This is a genomic window from Pseudomonas caspiana, assembly GCF_002158995.1.
GTDB lineage: Bacteria > Pseudomonadota > Gammaproteobacteria > Pseudomonadales > Pseudomonadaceae > Aquipseudomonas > Aquipseudomonas caspiana.
In genome coordinates this window covers 1-14,530 of sequence record NZ_LOHF01000038.1, presented here as the reverse complement: position 1 = coordinate 14,530, position 14,530 = coordinate 1, and the positions used below count along the sequence as shown (strand labels likewise).

Genomic DNA, 14,530 nt, shown 5'->3' with positions numbered 1-14,530 from the left:
TTTTTCGAGGACTACTAGTAGTCGTTCTCTGCTGTGCCGCCGGTATGGTTGGCGCAGAAGAGAAGAATATTCTGGTCACCAGTGGCAGTGACCGTGCCACGCCCATCGCGGTAGTGCCTTTTGGATGGCAGGGCGGCAACGTACTGCCTGAGGATATGTCGGAAATCATCGGCAATGACCTGCGTAACTCTGGTTACTACGCGCCGATTGCCCGCCAGAACATGATCAGCCAGCCAAGCCAGGCCAGCGAAGTCATTTTCCGTGACTGGAAGGCGTTGGGTGCGCAGTACGTGATGGTCGGTAATATCGTTCCTGCCGGCGGTCGCCTGCAGGTGCAATATGCGCTGTTCAACGTCGCGACCGAGCAGCAGGTATTGACCGGTAATGTTTCCGGCACTACTGATCAACTGCGTGACATGTCGCACTACATTGCGGACCAGTCGTTCGAGAAACTGACCGGCATCAAGGGCGCATTTTCTACCCGCATGCTGTACGTGACGGCCGAGCGCTTCTCCGAGAACAACACCCGCTTCACGCTGCAGCGTTCGGATTACGACGGTGCCCGTGCAGTGACTCTGTTGCAATCTCGTGAGCCAATCCTGTCGCCGCGTTTTGCACCGGATGGCAAGCGTATTGCCTACGTATCGTTTGAGCAGAAGCGTCCGCGCATCTTCGTTCAGCACATCGATACCGGTCGCCGCGAGCAGATCACCAACTTCGAAGGCCTCAATGGCGCACCTGCATGGTCGCCTGATGGCACGAAGCTGGCGTTCGTGTTGTCGAAGGACGGTAACCCGGAAGTTTATGTGATGAATCTGGCTTCGCGTCAGCTGAGTCGTGTAACTAACGATTCGTCTATTGATACAGAACCGTTCTTCGGTAAAGATGGCTCGACGCTGTACTTCACGTCGGACCGTGGCGGCAAGCCGCAGATTTACAAGACAAATATTAATGGTGGTGGTGCTGAACGAGTAACTTTCGTCGGTAACTACAACGCCAACCCGAAATTGTCAGCTGATGAAAAGACGCTGGTAATGATTCACCGGCAGGACGGCTTCACTAATTTCAAGGTGGCAGTGCAGGATTTGGCTCGCGGAAGTGTAAAAATCCTCACAGACAGCAACCTTGATGAGTCGCCTACTGTTGCGCCCAACGGCACCATGGTAATCTACGCCACCCGCCAGCAGGGCCGGGGAGTCTTGATGCTCGTGTCCATTAATGGACGCGTAAGGCTCCCGCTTCCTACCGCTCAAGGCGAAGTCAGAGAACCTTCCTGGTCCCCTTACCTGAACTGACGCGGCGCTACACAAAAAGATTTGCTTAACACACTGGGGTTCATTAGGAGTTTCACGATGGAAATGCTGAAGTTTGGTAAATTTGCTGCGCTGGCTCTGGCCATGGCTGTAGCTGTAGGTTGCTCTTCCAAAGGCGGCGACAACGCTGGCGAAGGCGCTGTTGATCCTAACGCTGGTTACGGCGCAAACACTGGTGCCGTTGATGGCAGCCTGAGCGAAGAAGCTGCTCTGCGCGCAATCACCACCTTCTACTTCGAATACGACAGTTCGGACCTGAAACCAGAAGCCCTGCGCGCTCTGGACGTACACGCCAAGGACCTGAAAGCCAACGGCGCTCGCGTAGTTCTGGAAGGCAACACCGACGAACGTGGTACTCGTGAGTACAACATGGCTCTGGGCGAGCGTCGTGCGAAAGCCGTTCAACGCTACCTGGTTCTGCAAGGTGTTTCCCCAGCTCAGCTGGAACTGGTTTCCTACGGCGAAGAGCGTCCAGTTGCTACCGGCAACGACGAGCAGTCCTGGGCTCAAAACCGTCGCGTCGAACTGCGTAAGTAATTTGACATGCGAACGTGCCGACGTGCTCTAACCGTTTTGGCCCTCACCCTTCCACTTGCTGCGTGGGGTGCGGTTCCTGTGGTCGATAACAATTCTGGCTCTGGCAGCAGCAGTTATCCGCCAGCTGGTTATGGCACGTCTGGCGCCTATGCCGGGGGAGGGGTTACGGCCCAACCCTCGGCACAAGGTCAGCTGTTCATGCAGCTACAACAGATGCAAGACGAAATCGCGCGTTTGCGCGGTATGGTCGAGGTCCAGCAGAACGATATTCAGCGCATGAAGCAAGAAGCGCTCGAACGTTATCAGGATCTGGATTCACGCATAGGGGCAGGCGGCGCAGCCGCAGCGGCTTCCAATAATTCTCAACCTGCGGGCGGCGATATCAATGCCAGCGGGACACCTGCAGCACCGGCCGCGCAAGCGCCGTCGGCAGGGACTGAACCACCTGATCCAGCCAAGGAAAAGCTTTATTACGAGGCGGCCTTTGACCTGATCAAAGCCAAGGACTTCGATAAAGCCAGTCAGGCTTTCGGCGCATTCCTTCGCAAATACCCAAACAGCTCCTACGCGGGCAACGCTCAGTATTGGCTGGGTGAAGTGAATCTGGCGAAAGGTGATCTTCAAGGCGCCGGTCAGGCGTTTGCCAAGGTCAGCCAGCTTTACCCAAAGCACGCCAAGGTGCCTGATTCGCTGTATAAGCTCGCTGATGTCGAGCGCCGACTCGGTAATACCGACAAGGTCAAAGGCATTTTGCAGCAGGTTGTAGCCCAATATCCGGGGACATCTGCCGCTCAGTTGGCACAGCGGGACCTTCAGCGCCTTTGAGGTTCTGACCCGTTATTCAAGAAAGCCGCGCTTGTCGCGGCTTTTTTCGTTAGAATTCGGCACCCGATTTTTCGGTACTTTTAAATACGCTTCTCTGGATTCTGCGATTGCAGAGTGCTTTGAAGTGCCTGACGGAGGCGGACGGCCTGTTTAGCTGTTACGCCCGTGGCCCATATGCAAGAAACGTTACGTATCACCGAAGTCTTTTACTCCTTGCAGGGTGAGACTCGCACAGCCGGCTTGCCCACTGTTTTTGTCCGTCTCACCGGCTGCCCGCTTCGTTGCCAATATTGCGACAGCGCTTACGCGTTCAGTGGCGGCACTATTCAGACCCTGGATGACATCCTCGGCCAAGTGGCTGATTATCGTCCGCGCTATGTCTGTGTGACTGGCGGCGAACCGCTGGCTCAGCCCAATGCTATCCCGTTGCTCAAGCGCCTCTGTGACGCCGGTTACGAGGTCTCCCTGGAGACCAGCGGTGCGTTGGATATTTCTGCAGTTGATCCGCGCGTCAGCCGCGTCGTGGACCTGAAAACGCCAGGCTCCATGGAAGTCACTCGCAACCGCTACGAGAATATCGAGCTGTTGACGCCTAACGATCAGGTCAAGTTTGTGCTCTGCTCCCGCGAAGACTACGACTGGGCTGTCTCCAAGCTGATCCAGTACGGCCTTGAGCGTCGAGCGGGGGAGGTGTTGTTCTCGCCAAGTCATCATCAGCTGAATGCTCGGGACCTGGCTGACTGGATAGTCGCCGACAATCTGCCTGTACGCCTGCAAATGCAGCTGCATAAATTTCTCTGGAACGATGAGCCAGGGCGCTGAGATGAGTGAATCAACCATGACTGAAAAAAGAGCGGTAATCCTCCTGTCTGGCGGCCTCGACTCGGCCACAGTGGTCGCGATGGCCCGTGAACAGGGTTACACCTGCTACACCATGAGCTTCGATTATGGCCAGCGTCATCGTGCCGAACTGGACGCCGCCGTGCGCGTGGCTCGCGATCTGGGCGTTGTCGAGCACAAAGTCATTGGCCTGAATCTCAACGGCATTGGTGGCTCGGCGCTGACCGATGATTCCATCGCTGTTCCTGAAACTCCGGGCGAAGGCATTCCGGTGACATACGTACCGGCACGCAACACGGTGTTTCTGTCCCTGGCTTTGGGCTGGGCAGAAGTACTGGGCGCGCGTGACATCTTCATTGGCGTCAATGCAGTGGACTATTCGGGTTACCCGGATTGCAGGCCTGAATTCATCGAGTCGTTCGAGCGCATGGCCAACCTCGCCACCAAAGCCGGCGTAGAAGGGCAGGGCTTCACCATTCAAGCGCCGCTGCAGAATCTGAGCAAGGCCGATATCGTTAAGGCAGGCGTGCGTCTGGGTGTTGATTACGGTCTCACCGTTTCCTGCTACCAAGCCGATGATCAAGGCCGTGCATGCCGCAAATGCGACAGCTGTCGCCTGCGTGCAGAAGGCTTCGCAGCCGCCGGAATCAGTGACCCAACACGTTACTTTTAAAATAATTGAAATTAGGTGTTGAATTACTCATATAAATCAGTAATATACGCGCCACGCAACAGAGGGTCGTTAGCTCAGTTGGTAGAGCAGTTGGCTTTTAACCAATTGGTCGTAGGTTCGAATCCCACACGACCCACCATTTTTTGCAGTTTGAAAACCTGGAAGGCCCACGCAAGTGAGGATTTTCAGGTTTTTTTTTGCCTGGCAGATTGTGAAAGCCTGTCTTAAGTCTAGCGAAACATTACGCCTTGTTTTTTCCTGCCTTCCAGCAAGCGTACGGGCGCAGTTCTCTTCCGGGATGGCATGTCGGATGACTCGGGCGCTTGTGTATGCGGTATGCGCCTTCAACAATTCTCCCCTTGGCTGTTGCAAGGCAGCCTCTCCGAGGCTCGCCATTTCTTTATGAGCTCGCGGCGGCTGCCGGGGTAGCGTTCGGGTAGTTTCCTGGCGCTGGTAACGTCTCCCAGATCAATAACCCGGAATCTGCTGTCCATTTCGCACCATGCGCTGATGAAGCGTTTTCCGTCGATGAACCCCAGCATGATTGGCCACACAATCTGATCTTTCGCGTGCAGGTGTTCGATTGCCAGATTGATAACTGGCTTGCATTGAACAGTGTCTATCAATCGTTAGATGCCTGTCTGACCGGGGGAGCGTTAGGTTATCTCCCCGAGACGCTTGTTAAACATCACGTGTCCGACGGTCGATCCGGGTTCTGGAGGACTGGTGTCCTGCATTTCCAGGGTTTCACTTGTACTACCCGAGCCGTCTGCAGTTATCGCCCGCGATGGGCGACGCAGCTAACGCCCTGAACAACGCAATGAGTTCGCACAACATGGATGCCAAAGCCGGGATCTGGCCAAGGGATTAGTAGGCATGAAATAGGCCGTTCCTGCTACCACGAAACGGCGCTGCGATGGCTGTATGTCGATGCCTCAGTGAAAGCACTCACGCAGTGCACTGCGGTAGAAGTCGAAAGCGTCGATAGCGCCTTGAATGGCTTCGGCTTTTTGCGTCTCATCCAGCTTCAGCCCGTCAAGCAATGTCACGAACTGACGCCAGTGCAGAGCACGGCCGTCGGGGTGTGCGGCGAGGTGTCGGGCACCGTGTTCAGCGTTGAAACCCATCCGCTGGGTTTCCTTGAAAAGAAACGCTGCCCCCAGATTCGAGCCTTCTGCACAGTACAGCCAGCCGATTGCTGTCTGCAGGGAGCCGGGGTTTACCGTGGGTGGTATGGCCGGAACCGGCAGGCCCAAGTCCTTCATATCTGCACATACCGCGTCAAAACGCGGCAGCTCGCTAAGGCCTGGAAGTAACTCGTTGAGTGCTGCATCGCTATACAGCGCGTGAATCGCACCGTGAAAGCGATGCTGAAGGCGAAGAAAGCAACCGTAGCGCTGACTGTCTTCGAACGGGCGTGATTGCATCACCAGCGTGTCGACGCTGTCATGCTCGCGGGTGCTTCCTGCTTTCAGGCGTTTGCTCAGGGGAAGTTCTGGTGTCTGTTGGGCGTTGGCGAGCATTGGCAAGGGTCCTGTGTGTGCCCCGACAAGTTACCAGATGAGCATTTACTTGTGTGCATGCCTGTAATTTGCGTGTGTTGTTGCGACACGAACCAGAGCGAACGCAAGTATCGCCGTCGCCTCAATGAATAATGAACTTGGTGAAATCACATGCCTTGCGCGTGATGCCCAGAATGTCAGCCATGAACCGATCATCCTCGGTGCTGCGATGCATCGCCTTATAGGAAATCTGCGGTAATGCAGGCGTGACATCCAGGCGCTGCAGCAACTTTCGATCCAGCACATGGCTCAGACAGTGCAGCGGCAGGCAAGCGGTTGCCAGCCCTGACACCGCCAGCCCGATCTGCGCCAGCAGGTTGTTGCAGGTGATGGACTTGGCGATGTCGATGCCTTTCATCTTGAACCACTGCCCATACGCCATGCCCATGCCTGACAGCGCGCCCTGAATGATCAGCGTGCGTGACGCAAGTTCTTCCAGGGTCATGCGCGTCTGCTCACCTGCCAATGCCGGGGTACACATCCAGGCGTTTTCCACAGAATCGAGAATTTCGGCGGAGAAACGATTGTCCTGAAAGATGTCCGGAACAATGATCAGGTCGATCGAATTGCTCGCCAGCCGATCGTAAAGCACCGGGCTCAGGTCCACTTCCGGAATGATTTCCACCAGCGGATAAGCGCTGCGAATACCGCTGACCAGATCGGGCAACCAGGTCAACGCAGTCAGCTCAGTAACCCCCAGACGCAGCTTGCGCTGCAGGTTCTCCGGGCTTTCCAGGCGCTGGAGCATCGCGTCCCGTTGATTCAACAGGCTTGAAGCCAGCGCTACCAATTCTTCACCCATGGGCGTGAGTTGCGCACTGCGCCGCGAGCGGTCAAACAGCGGTTGTCCGTAGCGCGTTTCAAGGTCCTGGATACGCTTGGAGATTGCGGACTGCGTGGTGTTCAGGTGGTCGGCTGCGGAGTCGAAACTGCCTAGCCGCGCGACCCAGAAAATGGCCTCGATCTGCTTGATTGTAATCATTCCGAAATCCTCAGTCGTTGGCCGAAAGATGCCCTTAAGAGATGAATAAAGCCAAAAAAAAATCGCTTTTTGTTCGTTTTGGCAGTTAGTAGTCTTCATGGCAACCGAGCCTAAACCCACAGGTCATTCGCAATGTCGTACCCGCTTTCGAACAAACTGAACCGTTTCGCATCGTCCGCCAGTGTTGCCGCGAAAGCGCGGGTCATGGAGCTGGAGGCTGCTGGCAAGAAGATTCTTGATTTCTGCGTCGGCGAGCCGGACTTCGTCACCCCGACGTCGATCATCGAGGCAGCACGCACTGCCGCTCTGGCAGGGCAGACTCGCTATACCGCGACCACTGGCACCAAACAGTTGAAGGCGGCCGTGCAGCGCAAGTTCAAGCAGGACAACGGTCTGGATTACTCGCTGGCTGAAATCGTTGTAGGTTCGGGCGCCAAGCAGCTGATCTACACCGCGTTCACGTGCACCGTGAATGACGGCGACGAAGTGATCATCCCTGCGCCTTACTGGGTCAGCTACCCGGACATCGTCAAGTTGAATGGTGGTGTGCCGGTAATCCTCGAATGCCCGGACTCGCAAGGCTTCAAGCTTCAGCCTGAGCAACTGGAAGCCGCGATCACGCCGAAAACCAAATGGCTGGTGCTCAACTCCCCGAACAATCCTAGCGGCGCGATTTACAGCGAAGCCGAAATGCAGGCGATCGTTGACGTGCTGGTGCGTCATCCGCACGTGTGGCTGATGACCGACGAGATTTACGAGTACTTCAATTACGCCGGTGCTGCATTGCCCGCACCGGCTGTGCAGGCACCTGAGCTCAAAGAGCGGACCCTGGTCATTAATGGCGTCTCCAAGGCTTACGCCATGACCGGCTGGCGCATTGGTTATGCTGGCGGTCCACTGCCGCTGATCAAGGCCATGGACAAGTTGATGTCACAAAGCATCGGCGGCGCGTCGGCGGTGAGTCAGGCTGCCGCAGTGGCAGCGCTGGAAGAGAGTGGTAGTTTCGTGGAGGAGGCAGCGCGAGTGTTTGGCGAGCGGCGCAATCTGATCATCGGGCTATTGAACGATGTACCGGGTTTGAAGTGCCTCGCCATTGAAGGCGCGTTTTATGCGTACCCTAACTGCGGTGGCCTGATTGGCAAGCGCACCCCGGAAGGTGTGGTACTGCAATCGGATCTGGACGTACGCAACTATTTGCTCGAAAGCGCCAATGTCGCGGTTCTGGATGGCGCGGCTTATGGCCTTTCACCGTATCTGCGTCTGTCGTTCGCGACGTCCACCGAGATCATCACTGAAGGGTGCCGGCGAATGAAGGAGGCCTGTCAGGCATTGAGTTAAGCGCCGTTTTTAGCGGTGACTAAAAAAACTAGCGTCCCAATAAAAATACGATCTGCTTTTATTTCTGCCCTCATTCTTGAAGAGATACCGACAATGATGAAAAAGGTTTTGCTTACTTTGATGGGGTTGATGGCAGCGACCACGGTAATGGCTGACGGTTTGCAGGACGTCAAGGATCGCGGCACGCTGCGTTGCGCGACACTGACTGACAGCGTTCCCTTGGGCTACCAGGACCCGACCACCCGGGAAATCGTCGGGCTGGACGTTGATCTGTGTAAATCTCTGGCCAAGCATCTGGGCGTCAAGGCCGAGCTGCAAGGCGTTGCCGTCAGTGCGCGGATTCCGACACTGATTTCCGGTCGCGCCGACGTAGTGGCAGCAGCACTGGGTTACACCAAGGAGCGTGCCGAGCAGATCGACTTCTCCTCGGCTTACTACCAAGTACCGATCAAGGTGCTGGTCAAAGGCGACAGCGGCATCAAGACCTTCGCGGACCTGGCCGACAAGCGTGTCAGCGCTATCAAGAGCTCCACTCCTGAACTGTACGCACGTCAGCAGATCACCGACGCCAAGGTCGTAGGTTTTGAAGATGCGCCGTCAGCGTTTCTTGCCCTGCAACAAGGCAAGGTGCAAGGCATGGCCATGACCGAGCCTGCCTCGATTCGCTTTCATACCCGCAGCCAGAACATGCGCTTTCTCGATCAGGCCCTGCACTTCGAGCCTAACTGCGTAGGTGTCAAAAAAGGCGAAACCGCACTGACAAACGCTATCAATCAGGCGCTGGTGGACATGGAAGCCAGCGGCGAGCTGCAAGCACTGTGGGATCACTGGTACGGCGACCAGACCGAATACAAGCTGGTTCGTGAGAAGAAACTCACCGCGCTATCTGATTTCCAGTGATTGAAAGCGGGCCGCTTCACGCGGCCCGATCGAGGTGCTTGTGTCAATTTTCAATGGCTTCGGTTCCCTGCTTCAGGGGGACTATCTGCACGCGTTCCTGGGCGGGGCAGGGGTAACACTGCAACTGTTCTTCATCTCGGCGGTGCTGGCATTTGTTCTGGCTTGCCTGTTGATGGGGATTCGGTTGATCCCCGGTCGGATCGGCGATTTCGTGGTGGCAGTCTTCGTTGAGTACCACCGCAATGTACCCAGCCTTGTGCAGTTGTTCGTGTGGTATTTCGGTATTCCACAACTGCTGCCGATGGCTGCTCAGGACTGGATCAACGGCCACGGCGGTGAAGTGATTTTCGCCATCATCGCCCTGACCCTGAACAGCGCTGCTTATGTGTCCGAAGACTTGCGCAGTGGCTTCCGTTCATTGCCCAACGGCCAGACCGAAGCCGCACGTGCACTGGGCATCAATTACGTACAGACCCTGCGCAAGATTCTGATTCCGCAGGCTATGCGCGCATCGGCTCCGTCGTTGGTGAATCAGGCGCTTTCGCTGTTCAAGACCACCGCACTGGCCATGGCCATCGGTACCGCTGAAATGATGTACATCACGCGGCAGATCGAAGGTGAAACCTACATGACCTTCCAGACCTTTGCCGTGGCGAGTCTGTTTTATCTGATCGGCTCGTGGTCGATCATGATTCTGGGTGCTGTCTGGCAGCGACGCATCGACCTGCGGATGGCGAGGTAACCATGCTCGAGATTCTTCACGATTACGGGATTCTGCTGCTCATCGGCCAGTATCCACAGGGGCCGCTTGGCGGTCTGGCGCTGACTGTCATCATCGCGTTGCTGGCGCTGATTATTTCTTTCCCGCTGGCCGTCATGATGGGCCTGGCGCGTACTTCATCGATTGCGCCGATTCGCAATGTAGCCATGGGTTACACCTATGTCGTACGGGCGATCCCTTTGTTGTTGCTGATCTTCTGGTGCTACTTCGCGGTGCCGCTGATTACCGGAATCAACATCTCCGGCTTCGTCACCATGTTGGTGGCACTGGTGGTGTACGAGGGGGCGTATCTGGGTGAAGTGGTACGCGCCGGGATCAACGCGGTGCCCAAAGGTCAGGTTGAAGCGGCGCGGGCGATTGGCATGAGCTACGGCCAGTGCATGCGCAAGATTGTGCTGCCGCAGGCGTTGTTCAATATGCTGCCGAGCATCCTCAACCAATTCATCATGATCACCAAAAACACCTCGCTGGCTTACCTGATCGGTACGCAGGAAGTCACCTTCGCGGCCTACCAGATCAACAACCAGCTGTTGACCCAGCCGTTCGAGGTCTACGCGCTGCTGGCCGGTTTCTACTTTGTGTTGTGCTTCTCGCTGAGTCGTCTCGCCAAATGGCTGGAAGACACCATCAATCGCAAACGCCTGGGTTCCGCCCGCGCCATAGATGACAGCGTCGAAGAAAATCCAGTTCTGGTGGGGCAACCTAAATGATCGAATTCAAGAACGTTAACAAGTGGTATGGCGAATATCGCGCACTGAGCGATATCACCGAGCAAGTGTCCGCCGGTGAGGTGGTTGTGGTTTGCGGGCCTTCCGGCTCGGGTAAGTCCACATTGATTCGTACCGTGAACCGCCTGGAAGAAATCCAGGACGGCAGCATCCTGATTTCCGGCGAAAACGTTCATGCGTCGAAAAAGAACCTCAATGCCTTGCGCAGCCGGGTGGGCTTCGTCTTCCAGAACTTCAATCTGTTCCCGCACATGAGTGTGCTGGATAACGTGATGATCGGACCGATTACGGTGCTCAACCGTAACAAGGCCGACGCCGCGAAAACCGCTCGTGACCTGCTGGCAAAGGTCGGCCTGGCGCACAAGGCCGATGCCATGCCGTTGCAATTGTCAGGTGGTCAGCAGCAGCGGGTGGCGATTGCCCGTGCTCTGGCCATGGAGCCGCCGGTGATGTTGTTCGATGAGCCGACCAGTGCGCTGGACCCGGAAATGGTTGGCGAAGTACTACAGGTCATGAAGGACCTCGCCGCCGAAGGCATGACCATGATTTGCGTGACTCACGAAATGGGCTTCGCCCGGGAAGTGGCTGACCGCATCTGGTTCATGGATGCGGGGCAGGTGCTGGAACGTGCAGCGCCGGAAGACTTCTTTACCGCGCCGAAACATCCACGTGCGGCCAAGTTTATCTCTGATATCCGGGCCCACTGATGAAACCCTCTGGATCGCCACACTTGCCTGTTCGCAAAGAGTGGCTGGCGCGGGTGGACGAAGCGGCAATAGACCCGCAACTGGTGATTGTCGATGCTCATCACCACCTGTGGAATCGCCCGGAAAACCATTACCTGCTCGACGATTATCTGTATGACCTCGACAGCGGTCATCGAGTGCTGGCGTCGGTGTATGTGCAATGCCGCTCAATGTTCAACATGGATCGGCCTGAGTCATTCCAGTGTGTGGGCGAAGTGGAGTTCGCCAACGGCATCGCGGCGCTCAGTGCGAGTGGGCTTTACGGTCCGGCGCGGATTTGCAGCGCTATTGTGGCCGGTGCGGATTTGCGTCTTGGGCAGGCGGTAGTGCCGGTTCTTGAGGAGATGCTTGAAAGGGCCGGGCCGCGTTTGCAGGGGATTCGCAATGTCACGGCCTGGCATGCTGATCCACGAGTGGTCTCCAACCCCAGACCGCCGCCAGCTGGCGTCCTTGCCGATACGTACTTTCGCAAAGGGCTGAGTTACCTCCAGGACTACGCACTGGCGCTGGACGTCTGGGGTTATCACACCCAGCTTGAAGAGGTGCTGGATCTGGCCAGGTCCTTCCCCAATCAGTTGATCGTGCTGGATCACGTGGGCGGGCCCGTTGGTGTCGGACCTTACGCGGGCCGTCGTGATGAAGTCTTCACTGACTGGTCGCGGCTGATCTGCCAATTGGCGAACTGTCCGAACGTATTGGTCAAGTTGGGCGGCCTGGGCATGAACGTTGGTGGGTTTGCTTTGCACACTCGTGAGTTGCCTCCTGATTCGGACACGTTAGCCGAGTTATGGCGCCCTTATATCCTGCACTGCATCGAAGCGTTTGGTGTGGAGCGTTGCATGTTTGAAAGTAACTTCCCGGTGGATAAGGGGATGTATTCCTATGGCGTGATGTGGAATGCCTTCAAGAAGATAACCGCTGACTTCACGGCAGGGGAGAAGGGGTTTCTGTTTAGTCAGACGGCTGCGCATACCTATAACTTGACTGGTTTTGATTAGTGCTTAAAACGAGCTGACAGCGAAGTCCGTTACTTAGAGCTTTATCAGGTTTATCGATTGTCCGGTTTTTCAGCGGCGTGGCTTCGTTCGCCCTGAATAAAGTGTCATGCAGATTTTTTGTTGTCTGGTTTTTGAAATTTTATCTCACTCATGACGGAGCAGGGTCGTTGGTTTTGCTCGGTCAGTTATTGCGAGGCTGCATTATGTCCAGTGGATTCAGAGTATTAAAACGTACCCGTCAGGTCAGCGTTAAGCAGGTCGAAGGTTACCGTCAGGTACCCGTTGCTAACGTCAGCGATTCAATGAACCGCATGACCGCCGGTGGCGCGAGCTTGCGGCCCATGCACCGTTCAGGCGTTCTGGCCGGTCCGGCACTGACCGTTAAATGCCGTCCCGGCGATAACCTGATGGTGCATTACGCTTTGGACATCGCTCAGCCAGGTGACGTCATTGTGGTGGATGCCGGAGGTGATCTGACCAATGCAATCATTGGAGAGTTAATGGTTGCCTATGCCATCAAGAAGCGCTTGGGCGGTATTGTCATTAACGGTGCCATTCGTGATGCAGCAAGTATCGCCGCAGATGATTTTCCGGTATTTGCGGCGGGTATTACTCATCGCGGTCCTTACAAAGATGGCCCCGGTGAAATCAATGTTCCGATTGCAATCAATGGCATGGTGATTGAGCCAGGCGACATGGTAATTGGCGACGATGACGGTTTGCTGAGCATTCCGTTTAGTGAAGTGGACAGTGTTCTGGAAAAAGCCAGCGCCAAACATGCCGCTGAAACTCAACAACTGCTGGATATCGCTGAAGGTAATAACGATCGCCGTTGGGTCATTAATAGCCTCATAAATAAAGGCTGTGAGTTGCCGGAGTAAAAAGCCGACACGACCCTTTGTCTGGTTTACGGGGAATAATCAGGTAATCGCGGGCCGCTGAAACAGATGGTAAATCTGCAGGGGGCTGGCTAAAATCCGCGCGCCTTCAGCGGCTTGAGCCAGTCGGACGTGACCGATTGGCCTCAGGACCGAACCACGACCCCAGGTCGACATACTTATAAAGCTGGAAGGCCCGTGAAAATCAGGATCTCCAGCTTTTTTTGTGTCTGCTTTTCGGGTGTAAACTCGCCTTGTGCGCTATCAGAGCGCTTGCAGGTCCAGCGAACATGACGCAAATATCTGAACGCCTGTTGGTTCAGGCCCATCTTGATGCCAAGCAGCCTAAAGAGCTGAGCATCGAAGAACAGGCCCATTACCGTGCTGCGATCGCGGCTGAGCTCAAAGCCCAGGATGCGGTGCTGGTGGCGCATTATTACTGCGACCCGGTGATTCAGGCCTTGGCGGAGGAAACCGGCGGCTGCGTGTCCGACTCGCTGGAAATGGCTCGTTTCAGCAATAACCACTCGGCGAAGACTGTCCTTGTCGCTGGTGTGCGCTTCATGGGCGAAACCGCCAAGATTCTCAATCCTGAAAAACGCGTGCTGATGCCGACCCTTGAGGCGACCTGTTCGCTGGATCTGGGGTGCCCGGTGGATGAGTTCACGGCGTTCTGTGATCAGCACCCGGAGCGTACGGTGGTGGTTTACGCCAATACCTCGGCAGCGGTCAAAGCCCGTGCGGACTGGGTAGTGACTTCCGGGTGTGCGCTGGAAGTCGTTGAAAGCCTGATGGACAACGGCGAGAAAATCATCTGGGCACCGGACAAGCACCTGGGGCGTTACATCCAGCGCGAAACCGGTGCCGACATGCTGCTTTGGGACGGCGCGTGTATCGTCCACGAGGAGTTCAAGTCCAAGCAGCTGGAAGATATGAAGGCGTTGTATCCGGAGGCGGCGATTCTGGTCCACCCTGAGTCGCCCGAGTCAGTGATCGACCTGGCTGACGCGGTCGGTTCGACCAGCCAGATGATCAAGGCCGCGCAGACCTTGCCGAACAAGATGTTCATCGTGGCCACTGATCGCGGCATTTTCTACAAGATGCAGCAGTTGTGTCCGGACAAGATTTTCATCGAAGCGCCCACTGCCGGTAACGGCGCGGCCTGCCGCAGTTGCGCGCATTGCCCGTGGATGGCGATGAACACCCTTGAACGTACCTTGCAGTGCTTGCGGGAAGGGACCAACGAGATATTTGTCGACCCAGCGGTGATCCCGCATGCGGTAAGGCCGCTGCAGCGGATGCTGGATTTTACCCAGGCCGCGCGGATGAAGCAGATGGGAAATGCCTGATGGCTAACGGAACAGATCCTGTAGGAGCGCACGAGCACCGCGAGGTCGCGATGGCGGTGTATCAGGCAGGACGCCATCGC

15 protein-coding genes and 1 tRNA gene are annotated in these 14,530 nt (G+C 56.1%); 14 read left to right on the top strand and 2 right to left on the bottom strand.

Features of this window, described 5'->3' with window-relative positions:
• Window positions 1-44 precede the first annotated feature (44 nt).
• The 6 genes from tolB to AUC60_RS26270 all read left to right on the top strand — a co-directional run bounded on the left by tolB (window position 45) and on the right by AUC60_RS26270 (window position 4,327).
• The gene (tolB, locus tag AUC60_RS26295) at window positions 45-1,295 is read left to right on the top strand and encodes a Tol-Pal system beta propeller repeat protein TolB (RefSeq protein ID WP_238599649.1); all 1,251 of its coding nucleotides are present in this window, start codon (window positions 45-47) and stop codon (window positions 1,293-1,295) included.
• Between the two features lie 57 nt (window positions 1,296-1,352).
• Entirely contained in the window at window positions 1,353-1,850 is a 498-nt protein-coding gene (pal, locus tag AUC60_RS26290; protein ID WP_087274349.1) for a peptidoglycan-associated lipoprotein Pal, read from the top strand.
• Window positions 1,851-1,856: 6 nt separating this feature from the next.
• The gene (gene ybgF, locus AUC60_RS26285; RefSeq protein WP_087274347.1) at window positions 1,857-2,675 is read left to right on the top strand and encodes a tol-pal system protein YbgF; all 819 of its coding nucleotides are present in this window, start codon (window positions 1,857-1,859) and stop codon (window positions 2,673-2,675) included.
• Window positions 2,676-2,849: 174 nt separating this feature from the next.
• Complete coding sequence (queE, locus tag AUC60_RS26280) at window positions 2,850-3,497, top strand: 7-carboxy-7-deazaguanine synthase QueE (protein ID WP_087274345.1); 648 nt, start codon at window positions 2,850-2,852, stop codon at window positions 3,495-3,497.
• Between the two features lie 16 nt (window positions 3,498-3,513).
• Window positions 3,514-4,188 carry a 7-cyano-7-deazaguanine synthase QueC gene (queC, locus tag AUC60_RS26275; RefSeq protein WP_167384402.1) on the top strand — a complete coding sequence of 225 codons (675 nt, stop codon included), beginning with the start codon at window positions 3,514-3,516 and terminating at the stop codon, window positions 4,186-4,188.
• A 63-nt stretch (window positions 4,189-4,251) separates the two neighbouring features.
• A tRNA-Lys gene (locus tag AUC60_RS26270) sits at window positions 4,252-4,327 on the top strand.
• A 796-nt stretch (window positions 4,328-5,123) separates the two neighbouring features.
• Here AUC60_RS26270 and AUC60_RS26265 read toward each other — a convergent pair.
• Together AUC60_RS26265 and AUC60_RS26260 are read right to left on the bottom strand one after the other, a co-directional pair.
• A complete protein-coding gene (locus AUC60_RS26265; RefSeq protein WP_087274343.1) occupies window positions 5,124-5,711 on the bottom strand; it encodes a biliverdin-producing heme oxygenase in 588 nt (195 codons plus the stop codon).
• Between the two features lie 121 nt (window positions 5,712-5,832).
• Complete coding sequence (locus AUC60_RS26260; protein ID WP_087274341.1) at window positions 5,833-6,732, bottom strand: LysR family transcriptional regulator; 900 nt, start codon at window positions 6,730-6,732, stop codon at window positions 5,833-5,835.
• A 132-nt stretch (window positions 6,733-6,864) separates the two neighbouring features.
• Between AUC60_RS26260 and AUC60_RS26255 the strand changes: the two genes are divergently transcribed.
• From AUC60_RS26255 to nadA, 8 genes are all read left to right on the top strand, one after another.
• Window positions 6,865-8,070 (top strand): aminotransferase class I/II-fold pyridoxal phosphate-dependent enzyme, encoded by a 1,206-nt coding sequence (locus tag AUC60_RS26255; protein WP_087274339.1) that lies wholly within the window; start codon window positions 6,865-6,867, stop codon window positions 8,068-8,070.
• Window positions 8,071-8,163: 93 nt separating this feature from the next.
• Window positions 8,164-8,970, top strand: coding sequence for an ABC transporter substrate-binding protein (locus tag AUC60_RS26250; RefSeq protein ID WP_202973086.1), 807 nt, complete (start codon window positions 8,164-8,166; stop codon window positions 8,968-8,970).
• 40 nt (window positions 8,971-9,010) lie between these two features.
• Window positions 9,011-9,712 (top strand): amino acid ABC transporter permease, encoded by a 702-nt coding sequence (locus tag AUC60_RS26245; RefSeq protein ID WP_202973085.1) that lies wholly within the window; start codon window positions 9,011-9,013, stop codon window positions 9,710-9,712.
• A 2-nt stretch (window positions 9,713-9,714) separates the two neighbouring features.
• Window positions 9,715-10,461, top strand: coding sequence for an amino acid ABC transporter permease (locus AUC60_RS26240; protein WP_087274337.1), 747 nt, complete (start codon window positions 9,715-9,717; stop codon window positions 10,459-10,461).
• The gene (locus tag AUC60_RS26235; RefSeq protein ID WP_087274335.1) at window positions 10,458-11,186 is read left to right on the top strand and encodes an amino acid ABC transporter ATP-binding protein; all 729 of its coding nucleotides are present in this window, start codon (window positions 10,458-10,460) and stop codon (window positions 11,184-11,186) included. Before AUC60_RS26240 ends, AUC60_RS26235 begins: the two co-directional genes overlap by 4 nt.
• Before the next feature lie 23 nt (window positions 11,187-11,209).
• Window positions 11,210-12,223: an amidohydrolase family protein gene (locus AUC60_RS26230; protein ID WP_238599648.1), complete on the top strand. Its 1,014-nt coding sequence runs from the start codon at window positions 11,210-11,212 to the stop codon at window positions 12,221-12,223.
• 203 nt (window positions 12,224-12,426) lie between these two features.
• Window positions 12,427-13,104 carry an RraA family protein gene (locus tag AUC60_RS26225; protein WP_087274388.1) on the top strand — a complete coding sequence of 226 codons (678 nt, stop codon included), beginning with the start codon at window positions 12,427-12,429 and terminating at the stop codon, window positions 13,102-13,104.
• 287 nt (window positions 13,105-13,391) lie between these two features.
• Window positions 13,392-14,450 (top strand): quinolinate synthase NadA, encoded by a 1,059-nt coding sequence (gene nadA / locus AUC60_RS26220; protein WP_087274332.1) that lies wholly within the window; start codon window positions 13,392-13,394, stop codon window positions 14,448-14,450.
• Window positions 14,451-14,530: the final 80 nt, after the last annotated feature.

Coding starts and splice junctions, on each gene's coding strand:
- nadA (WP_087274332.1), top strand. CDS start 13,392: ATGACGCAAATATCTGAACGCCTGTTGGTTCAGGCCCATCTTGATGCC.
- queC (WP_167384402.1), top strand. CDS start 3,514: ATGACTGAAAAAAGAGCGGTAATCCTCCTGTCTGGCGGCCTCGACTCG.
- queE (WP_087274345.1), top strand. CDS start 2,850: ATGCAAGAAACGTTACGTATCACCGAAGTCTTTTACTCCTTGCAGGGT.
- pal (WP_087274349.1), top strand. CDS start 1,353: ATGGAAATGCTGAAGTTTGGTAAATTTGCTGCGCTGGCTCTGGCCATG.
- AUC60_RS26260 (WP_087274341.1), bottom strand. CDS start 6,732: ATGATTACAATCAAGCAGATCGAGGCCATTTTCTGGGTCGCGCGGCTA.
- AUC60_RS26255 (WP_087274339.1), top strand. CDS start 6,865: ATGTCGTACCCGCTTTCGAACAAACTGAACCGTTTCGCATCGTCCGCC.
- AUC60_RS26240 (WP_087274337.1), top strand. CDS start 9,715: ATGCTCGAGATTCTTCACGATTACGGGATTCTGCTGCTCATCGGCCAG.
- ybgF (WP_087274347.1), top strand. CDS start 1,857: ATGCGAACGTGCCGACGTGCTCTAACCGTTTTGGCCCTCACCCTTCCA.
- tolB (WP_238599649.1), top strand. CDS start 45: ATGGTTGGCGCAGAAGAGAAGAATATTCTGGTCACCAGTGGCAGTGAC.
- AUC60_RS26235 (WP_087274335.1), top strand. CDS start 10,458: ATGATCGAATTCAAGAACGTTAACAAGTGGTATGGCGAATATCGCGCA.
- AUC60_RS26250 (WP_202973086.1), top strand. CDS start 8,164: ATGATGAAAAAGGTTTTGCTTACTTTGATGGGGTTGATGGCAGCGACC.
- AUC60_RS26225 (WP_087274388.1), top strand. CDS start 12,427: ATGTCCAGTGGATTCAGAGTATTAAAACGTACCCGTCAGGTCAGCGTT.
- AUC60_RS26265 (WP_087274343.1), bottom strand. CDS start 5,711: ATGCTCGCCAACGCCCAACAGACACCAGAACTTCCCCTGAGCAAACGC.